This is a genomic window from Tropicimonas sp. IMCC6043 (genome assembly GCF_004146235.1).
In the GTDB taxonomy this organism is placed as follows: Bacteria; Pseudomonadota; Alphaproteobacteria; order Rhodobacterales; family Rhodobacteraceae; genus Tropicimonas.
In genome coordinates, this window is record NZ_SELO01000087.1 from 1 (window position 1) to 8,455 (window position 8,455).

Sequence of the window (8,455 nt, forward strand, 5' to 3'; positions counted from 1 at the left end):
GAATGATCGGCGCAACCGAAAGGGCCGCCCGCGACAATGCCAGCCCCGCCGATGGTGGTCGAAAATGCGACCTGCAACTGGACCGCCATGAAGGCGCCGCTGGACAGACCGGAGACGGTCGTTGCCTGGGCGTCAAGGTTCAAGGTTGGCAACGGATCTGCGGTGGCGGCGCTTGAGACAAGGAGGCATGCAAATGAAAGTCTCTGGATTGTGTTCATTGCTTGAAGGTTCTCGTGCCAACGAACGCGCTCGATTGCGCGTCTCGAGATTTGAATGAGCAGTCATTTGGCTTACCGTAACGGATTGTCCCGTTCTGGGCTAAGGCGCCACGTGTCGTCATCTTTTCAGAAGGCAAATATGGCAAGGTGGCGCTGCGTAGTTGTGCACATAGTGGTAAGTAACCCGCATTCGATGGACGAAGCCAACCGATCGCGTTGGTCACGGGAAGGCACGCGACGAGGCTTCGCGGGAACCAAACGGACGGTCCGTGCTTTCTTTGGCCGCTGCCGTTACTGCGAACAGGCGTTCGGTTCATGATTGTCCGGCTTGGGGAGGACTCTGGATGCCAGGGAGGCCGCTGCAGCGCGAAGACGTGATGGTCGCGCTCGGCTACGGCAGGCCAGATATGGTTAGACGTCGCGAAGTTCTCCGCGAGACATTGGATCGGTTAAGCGCGACTGAGCCGCCAGACAAGTATGAGAAAATGGCGGCGATGAACCTTGCTCGTTGGCGTCGGGGGGTTACCGGGCGAGAGCCGGCCGGCGAGGTGAGAGTCCTTTCCGGCGACTGGGGCGACGTTACCCTCCAGCTGACGAAAGAATTTGGAGTTTGTTTTGCCGCCCTCAACATGGCGAACGCCTATGTCCCCGGTGGCGGCTATGTGGAAGGTATGGTGGCCCAGGAAGAGAACATGTACCGGCGGACGGATTGTCATTTCCATATTGGGCCCGAGGAATACGATGAGGCACGCGATCTGTATTTTCCGGAAATGACTCAACTGCTGCAGGCGGTCGAAGGACGGGTATATCTGGACACAGCGCGGCCAAGGGTCTGTTTGCGAGGGGCGGAAGACCGCAGCCAAAGTGACCTGGGCTACGCTTGGCTTCCAGACAACCTTGTGTTTCCGTTCTTCGAACTGCGCGCGTCCGCCCAGGACCTCCGCGATGGTTCTCATTTCGATCCTGCTGAGGCGCGAAATCGCATCGCGGCACAACTTGACACATTGCGTAATGCCCACGTCCGGCACGTGGTTCTGGGTGCATTTGGATGTGGAGCCTTCCGGAATCCGCCAAGCCAAGTCGCGCGTCTTTACAGAGAGGAAATTGACCGGCGCCGCAATGACTTCGCCTTGATTGCGTTTGCCATCTTTTCGGCTGGATATGGGCCGGACAACTACCGCACCTTTGCGGCGGAACTCGGCTAACGAAGCTTCCTTCCTGAATTCGGGTGGTAGCAGAACGGGTCCGCGGGCTGGGGCGGTGACGGAACGCTTTGATCTGACCTTCTTTGGGATCGAAGTCGATCTCGGAAACCGGTTAGCCAGGAGACTGGCCGCAGGTCTTGGACTATCAGACCCGTCGATGGGGTGGGCAGCGGGGTTCGTAGTGTTTGCGGGGTTTGTTGCGGCCACCGGCCGGGCTACGGCACCACAGCCTGTGTGTAGCCGCTGGGCAGCGTGCCGAAACGTCAGCCCCTGCCGTCGGAGCAATAGGCACAGTTCAAGCTGACTTGGTGGAGAGAGTGTTCCCGATTCAAACGAAACTGCCTGTTAACGGCATCTTGCCAGAACGACAGTTTGGGGCGGCGAGAACGGCACGCCGGCGGACAAAAAGCGTACCAGGAATCGACCGTTCCTCGCGAGCTCGTTCGAAACCCGGCTACGCTGGGCCATAGCCCTGCCCAAGGCCGTTGGTGGGGTGGGGTGACCGCCTCCGCACAAGAATGCTGGCGAGCAGGCTTGTTGACGTCCTGCCAAGGCTTGCGAGGGGGTCTGGGGGTACCCGCAACGGCGCAGAGTTACCATGAGGGCGCTTCTGCGTACTGCAGCATCTTGGTCAAGACGAACGTTCCGCGATCAGGTCAGTAACGTGCGAAGCGAAGACTGTCCCCTATGCCACGCCGAGCTCGTTCCACTAGGCAAGGGCGGCAGAAGAACGTCCCGAAAAACATTATACGTCTCCGACAAAGGAGATAGTTTTCAAGCATACACCAAGGAATGATCATGACGCAGACGTTGCCGCCCCGCATCGAGCCCGCTACCGAGCCCTTGGGCATGCTGGCTAGCCTTCGAGCGGTCCGAAACAACGTGCTGCGGATCATTCCTGCCATCGCCTACACACAGCCGATCGTCACTGGAACTACAGGTCACGCCCGTTGGCACATGGTGCAGGGCCCCGAAGGCATGAAGCGGCTGTTCCTCGACAACGTCGAGAACTACCCGAAGTCTGAGGTCATGCTGCGGATGCTGCGCCCGGCAGTGGGCGACAGCCTGTTCACCTCCGAGGGTGCACAATGGCGATGGCAGCGCCGGGCCATTGCGCCGGTGTTCGCCGCCCGCAACGTCGAGGCGCTCGCACCGATGATGACCGCCACAGCAGAACGCGTCTGCGACCGTCTTGCCGGTACGGACAGCGCCGAAATAGTAGCCGAAATGTTGTCGGCGACTTTCGACGTGATCTGCGATGTGGCCCTGTCGGGACGGGAACATTTCGACGCGGACACCTATGGTGAGGCCATCACCCGCTATTTCCTGACCGTGGGGCGGGCTTCGCTGCTGGATTTCCTCCAAGTGCCGCCTTGGGTGCCGCGCCCGGCCGAGCTATTCGGGCGTCGGGCGGTGAAGACCATGCACGCAATGGTGGCTCGTGCCATCGAGGCGCGGCGACGGGAGGCCACGGGCAAGGCGGATGATCTGCTTGACCACATGCTGGCAGCACGCGACCCGGAAAGTGGTCGCACCATGTCGCCGCAGGACCTGCTGCACAATATGCAGTTTTTCATCGTCGCGGGGCACGAGACAACTGCGCTGTCACTGGCCTGGGCCCTTTACTTGCTGGCCCATGACGAGCCGGAGCAGGCCCGCGCCCGCGACGAGGTTCGAGGAGTGCTGCAGGGCGGCCCCTGCGGTCACGAGGACCTTGCGCACATGCCCCGCATCACCGCCATCCTCGACGAGGCCATGCGGCTATACCCACCAGTGGGGGTGTTGGCTCGAAACGTGCGCCAGGCCGACACCCTGTACGATCGCGAGATCCGGCCGCGCGAAACGATCTTCGTTAACATCTGGGCACTGCACCGCCACCACGATTACTGGGACCGGCCCGACCATTTCGACCCAGCCCGCTTTGGCCCCAGCCAGAAGAGGGACCGCTACCTGCACCTACCATTTGGCGCTGGTCCTCGGGTCTGCCTGGGAGCGAACTTTGCTATCATTCAGGCGGGGATTATCCTTGCCACGTTGCTGTCGCGCTACCGCTTCGCGCCGAAAGGCCTCCGCCCCGAGCCCATAATGCACATGACCGTGCGCCCCGATCCCGGCGTCACACTAGGGATCACGCCGCACTGAGGCTTCGACGAGCATCTCGTACTTGCAATAATTTGAAATATATCAATAATTTCTGGAATCCGCCAATCGCGTTATGTCGCGATGCTGCTCAAAGCCCCCTCAGAGGCTCCTACGTGATGGTTTCTAACACCGTGCACTTAGTGGTCGAGGCCATGGTGCTCTAAGAAGCCTCGAACGGCGACAGTATCGGCGAGCACCGACGCAGGTTCGGCGGAACGTCAGGGTATGGTATACTGCGTCCACTGCACAATCGGGAGGGAAGATGGCCCATGAGATCGTTCTTGACCGCCATTCTTAGTGCGATGCTGGCGACTGCGCCACAACATGGGTATCCACAATCCTCGGAATATGAGCGCGCGCAGATCGTTGTCGCTCGAAACCTGCTGATGCATGATCTGCAAACCGCCTATTTCAATCTATTTAAAGTAAAGAACAAGAAAAGCGACGACTACCAAAGTGCTGCAGACACGGCGCGCTCGATGCCAGATATCATGGATGAATTTCTTCTCCTGCTGCCACCAGAAACCGCGAAGGGCGAAGCCCCAGGCAGCCGCGTAAAACCCGAGGTGTGGACTGATGCGAGTGCTTTTGCGACTGCGGCGGAGTTGCTAAAGGCTCAGGCCTTAGCGCTGGCCGAGATCGCGGATAGTGGAGATTCAGAGGCTTACTCGGTAGCTTTCGGGTTGCTCACAGAGGCCTGCACAGGCTGTCATGGCTTACGTCCGTCTAGCGGCGGCGCATTTCGTTTTGCGGTCGATGAGTGAAACGCTCAACCGGCAACGGGACTTCAAGTGAATCCGTGCAGTTAAGGAAGGTCTGAACAACGTGCCCGGCTTCGCCGAAAAATCCGCTTAGACGACGTTGCTATTGCCTGCAGTGAGCGTCGGCTGGAGCCAAGAGGATTCGTGCGGTGATGCTGCAGCATCGTTCAATTACCCTATATGGCCAACAAGGCGACGTCACCGGCAGTCGCTCAGAAGCCGCGTCATGAGATTGATAACGTGCTGGTCCGACAGCCCCTGGTGTATCGCCAGCAGGCGCCAGGTCTCGAAGTTCAGCGCCAGGGCGATCGTAGCCTTCAGAAGCGGGTCCTGCTGTTCCGGCTCGGGGAAGGCGGCGAGAAGGATCTCCCCCGCGGCCTGCCAGTAGCCGTCATAGGGCGCCATGACCGGACTGCCGCGCAGATCGTCGATCACCGAGGAGATCATCGGCTCGGTCTCGCGGTGGAAGGCGTAGGCCGCGGCAAGCCCGTGGCGGAAGCGCTTTTCACTGCCCTCCACAGTTGCCCATTCCTCGAGATCGGGAAGGGGGTGGCGCTCGAAGTAAGTGCCGCTGCAGGCGCCGAGCAGTTCCATGTCGTCGGCAAAGTGGCGGTAGACGGTGACCGTGCCGACGCCCGCTTCCTGCGCCACGTCGCGCATCGAGGTGGCGGCGGGGCCCTTCGACTGGTGCAGCTTGATCGCCGCCTCGACGATTCTCCGCCGGGTCTCCTCCTGCGCTGCGGCGCGTTTTGTCTGTTGGTACTTCCTGGCCATGATTTGATGATACACAATATTTCACGAAGATTGACAAGTCTTCTTCTTTCGCGGTATATGTAAATTCGTGAAATGATAAGTTTCACGAAAACTGGGAAACCGTCAGCAAGGAGACCCCGCGATGTCCACACTCACCATACAGAACCCCGTTTTTGTCATCTACATGATCGCTGCAGCCCTGATGGTGCTGAAAGTGATGGGCCAGGGGTGGGTGACCGTCTACCGGATGCTGAAGGTGGGTTCGGGCTGGGCGTCGGCCGAGGACCTGCGCCCCGGGCTCATCAACCGCAACCCGAACCCGTCGCAGCTTGAGATCAACGACTACGTCGACCGGTCGCGCCGCATCCACCGCAACGACCTGGAGAACATCCCGGCGTTCCTCGCCGTGGGCCTGCTCTTCGTAGTCGCCGGGCCTTCGACCCTGCTGGCGGGCGTGCTGATGTACGGCTTCGTCGCCGCCCGACTTCTGCATACGCTGGCCTACACCACCCAGCAAAGCCATGAGGTCCGGGCGACGCTCTATACGGCCGGGTCGCTCGCGGTCATCGCGATGGCAATCTACGTGCTCTGGGTTGCGCTAGGGCATTGAACTCTGAAAACCCGATTGTTCCGATTGGGGTTCAACGTTCCACAAGCGTATTCAGTCACATTCGTTGAAATATCGTAAATCGAAGATCAGGACAGTCCCGGAAAGACCGTCCAACCAGCGGAGGAAACACCATGAGACTTGTTAATGGCGTCATTGCGGTTGCGGTTGCATCGACCTTTGGTGCACCCGTTATTGCCGAAGACTACGACCTCGACGCGATGCGAACAGCCACCGAGAAATATAAGAGCGTCGAGGTCGCGCTCTCTGAGGGCTACATTCCGGATCCTTCAGGTCACTGCATTGACGCAGCAGCGGAAGGATTGCCGGCGGAATGGGGAGGGATGGGCATTCACTACCTTCGGCCCGACCTCCTGAAACTCTCGCCTCCGGGCGACAGAGTTGACGGGGCAAGCACCCACACGGACTTCATGGCGCCCGCGATCCTGCTCTATGAGCCGCAGGCTGATGGCTCGCTTGAACTGGTCGGTGTCGAGAACCTGGTCTTTGAGGCCGCGTGGTTGGCCGATGGTCACGATGGCCCGCCGGTGCTGAATAACCGGGAATGGGACCACATGAGTGACGATCCCAACACCTCCGGGGACGAAGCGCATGGGTTCATGCCGCATTTCGACCAACACGTCTGGCTGTTTCGCGAGAATCCCTCTGGCGATTTGATGCCATTCAACCCAATGGTTACCTGCGAAAACCACCACGGATGAAGCTTTGCGAGTGCGCGGCTTATACCGCGCACTCACCGCAAGCGCGTAACGCGACAGCAAGTCCTCGTGATCCGCGTGAATGATGATGAAGTTGAGGTGCTGGGCAGCATTCTTCTTAAGCCGTAAGTAGCCGTGCAGCCGCTCGCCACGGCGATCGGTTGGCCAAGCGGAATTGCTGACCGGGTCGAACCGCGCTTCGCGTACGTCGATCACAGCCTCATGGTCTCGGCCGTATGCGACGACTGCGACTGATTTGAGATCGTCCTCACGAGGGACGGAGCGAAGGAGCCGACCGGATCGCGTGATGACGTCGAGTGGCAGGCGCACTGTCTCCATTCTGCGCTCGCCTCCAAGCCCGCTTGATAATGCTGCCAAGGCAGCGCCGTGCCGCCGGTGCGAAGAAGAATGAAATACTCTTGATTATTCCCAGGCACGAAGGGTGCCAGTGTTTGCAGGGTTTGGCACGGCCGCTGCGCCGCTCGGCCAGCACTTAACAAAATGGACTTTTCCAGCACAGAACTGTTCAGTCTGGGACTTGTCCCGAGGAAGCCGGTCTCTCAGGGGTTCCTTCGAATCGTGCCCTGTCCCTGCGCAGCCTGCCGACGAGATGATCTATCAAAGCGATGACGCGGGACGTCTTGCGCAAGTCGGGATGAGTCAAGACCCACATTTGAAGCGTTAGCTCTGGGAACGAACCGCCGATCCTTTGCAGCCCGGGTTCTGCGTCGGCGAGAAATGCAGACATCATGACAGCGCCCATTCCCTCGCGCGCTGCCGCCGTGGCGGCGAGAACGCTGTCGGTGGAAATCGCCGTGCGGTTTTTCAGGGCTTCTTCGGACGGAAAGACCGAAGGTAAGGGCCGCTAACACTCTCCGGTTTCCCCTTGATAGGCAAAAAGTGGTATCGCGTCAACTGTTCCTTCCGTGGGTAGCAGTCCACGGGGACAGTTTGCCTTTCTGGTAAGCGCTTTGAGAGCGCAATGGCACACTCTTCACTGCCAATCGATACCGTGTTTGCTGCGCGCAAGGGCGTCGATGATTGCCGCGGCCTGATCGATCCCATCATGGGGACGGATTGCAGCGTCTATCCGTCGCGCCGCATTGTATCCCAGTGCCGAGGCGATATCCGCCTCAGATGACCATAAAGTATGATATCTCGCGGCAAAACTATTGGCGATTTCGTTGTCCTGCCATGGAGAACCGGCGGGCAGAATGCCGGGATCCAGAATGATCGTTTGATCCGTTTTGCCGGGCAGGGCTTCGCTTGGCACCACTCCGGTCTCAAGCAGCAGTAAGAAGTCGAGTTGCCCTCGATAACCGTTTACGAGCTCAGGCATCGCAACGTGGCGGTTACCGTGGAAGGGCAATATGTGTACATCGACCCCGCCGAGATGGCCGTCAGAAGTTTCGTCAGGGTGACCGTCACGTTCGTCAGCAGCGATAAGTACTCCGCGGACAGCCGAGTTGAGCTTTTCGATCGCTTGATCGCCCGAAGCATAGATACCCAGAGAAAACTCGTGCGCGGATGCTGGACCGAGTGACAGGAGGACCAGCAACAGAGCGGTCGCAAAGCACCTCATATTCCGTTCCCGATAGCTGACCGATGTTCCGGTTTCCAGCTTAGACCGAGGATAGAGGATCGTGAAATCCCCTTTGAACATGGTTACGCCTGGGCGCTCCTACGTATGCGTCTGGTTGTTTCGATCCTCGTCGGTAGGCTCCGGCCGTCAACTCAGCGAGTTTTATGGTTGACGAAGCTGTTATCCCTCAGTTTGCGCCGCAGCAGCGCTTGTACTTCCGCCCGGACCCGCAGGGGCAAGTTTCGTTCCGACCCACCTTGGCCCCCCGGAACGGCACGGGTGAACCGTGTGCTTCACTTTCAGATGCGAACTGAGAATATCCCTTTGTCCACCTGTTCCGCGTGACCTGCCCCCCGGAGTTCCCTCGTTCATAACGAGAGTCTGCGGGTCTGGTTTTCATATTACTGGGTTTCGAACTGGGCAAGCGCGCCGGGCGCGGAGCCCTCAAATTGCTCAAGCGTCCGGCGC

Annotated in this window: 9 protein-coding genes and 1 pseudogene; 5 read left to right on the forward strand and 5 right to left on the reverse strand. The window is 59.4% G+C overall.

Going from position 1 to position 8,455, the window contains the following annotated elements:
* Positions 1 to 218: pseudogene (locus EU800_RS27355) on the reverse strand (hypothetical protein); the annotation flags it as partial.
* 344 nt (positions 219 to 562) lie between these two features.
* Here EU800_RS27355 and EU800_RS25385 point away from each other — a divergent pair.
* The 3 genes from EU800_RS25385 to EU800_RS25395 all read left to right on the forward strand — a co-directional run bounded on the left by EU800_RS25385 (position 563) and on the right by EU800_RS25395 (position 4,329).
* The gene (locus EU800_RS25385; protein ID WP_129636259.1) at positions 563 to 1,423 is read left to right on the forward strand and encodes a poly(ADP-ribose) glycohydrolase domain-containing protein; all 861 of its coding nucleotides are present in this window, start codon (positions 563 to 565) and stop codon (positions 1,421 to 1,423) included.
* Between the two features lie 798 nt (positions 1,424 to 2,221).
* Positions 2,222 to 3,565, forward strand: coding sequence for a cytochrome P450 (locus EU800_RS25390; protein WP_129636264.1), 1,344 nt, complete (start codon positions 2,222 to 2,224; stop codon positions 3,563 to 3,565).
* A gap of 281 nt (positions 3,566 to 3,846) precedes the next feature.
* Entirely contained in the window at positions 3,847 to 4,329 is a 483-nt protein-coding gene (locus EU800_RS25395; RefSeq protein WP_165354849.1) for a cytochrome c, read from the forward strand.
* A gap of 195 nt (positions 4,330 to 4,524) precedes the next feature.
* Here EU800_RS25395 and EU800_RS25400 read toward each other — a convergent pair whose 3' ends face one another.
* Positions 4,525 to 5,100 carry a TetR/AcrR family transcriptional regulator gene (locus tag EU800_RS25400; RefSeq protein ID WP_129636261.1) on the reverse strand — a complete coding sequence of 192 codons (576 nt, stop codon included), beginning with the start codon at positions 5,098 to 5,100 and terminating at the stop codon, positions 4,525 to 4,527.
* 121 nt (positions 5,101 to 5,221) lie between these two features.
* On the opposite strand from EU800_RS25400, the gene EU800_RS25405 reads away from it, so the two are divergent.
* Both EU800_RS25405 and EU800_RS25410 read left to right on the forward strand, forming a co-directional pair.
* Positions 5,222 to 5,689: an MAPEG family protein gene (locus tag EU800_RS25405; RefSeq protein ID WP_129636262.1), complete on the forward strand. Its 468-nt coding sequence runs from the start codon at positions 5,222 to 5,224 to the stop codon at positions 5,687 to 5,689.
* Between the two features lie 131 nt (positions 5,690 to 5,820).
* On the forward strand, positions 5,821 to 6,408 hold the full coding sequence (locus EU800_RS25410) for a hypothetical protein (protein WP_242500832.1): 588 nt from the start codon (positions 5,821 to 5,823) through the stop codon (positions 6,406 to 6,408).
* 523 nt (positions 6,409 to 6,931) lie between these two features.
* On the opposite strand, the gene EU800_RS29210 is transcribed toward EU800_RS25410, so the two are convergent.
* The 3 genes from EU800_RS29210 to EU800_RS29215 all read right to left on the reverse strand — a co-directional run bounded on the left by EU800_RS29210 (position 6,932) and on the right by EU800_RS29215 (position 8,387).
* Positions 6,932 to 7,234: a LysR substrate-binding domain-containing protein gene (locus EU800_RS29210; RefSeq protein WP_129636266.1), complete on the reverse strand. Its 303-nt coding sequence runs from the start codon at positions 7,232 to 7,234 to the stop codon at positions 6,932 to 6,934.
* A gap of 165 nt (positions 7,235 to 7,399) precedes the next feature.
* A complete protein-coding gene (locus EU800_RS25420; RefSeq protein WP_129636263.1) occupies positions 7,400 to 8,068 on the reverse strand; it encodes a hypothetical protein in 669 nt (222 codons plus the stop codon).
* A 106-nt stretch (positions 8,069 to 8,174) separates the two neighbouring features.
* Positions 8,175 to 8,387: an SEC-C metal-binding domain-containing protein gene (locus tag EU800_RS29215; protein ID WP_371685672.1), complete on the reverse strand. Its 213-nt coding sequence runs from the start codon at positions 8,385 to 8,387 to the stop codon at positions 8,175 to 8,177.
* Positions 8,388 to 8,455 lie beyond the last annotated feature (68 nt).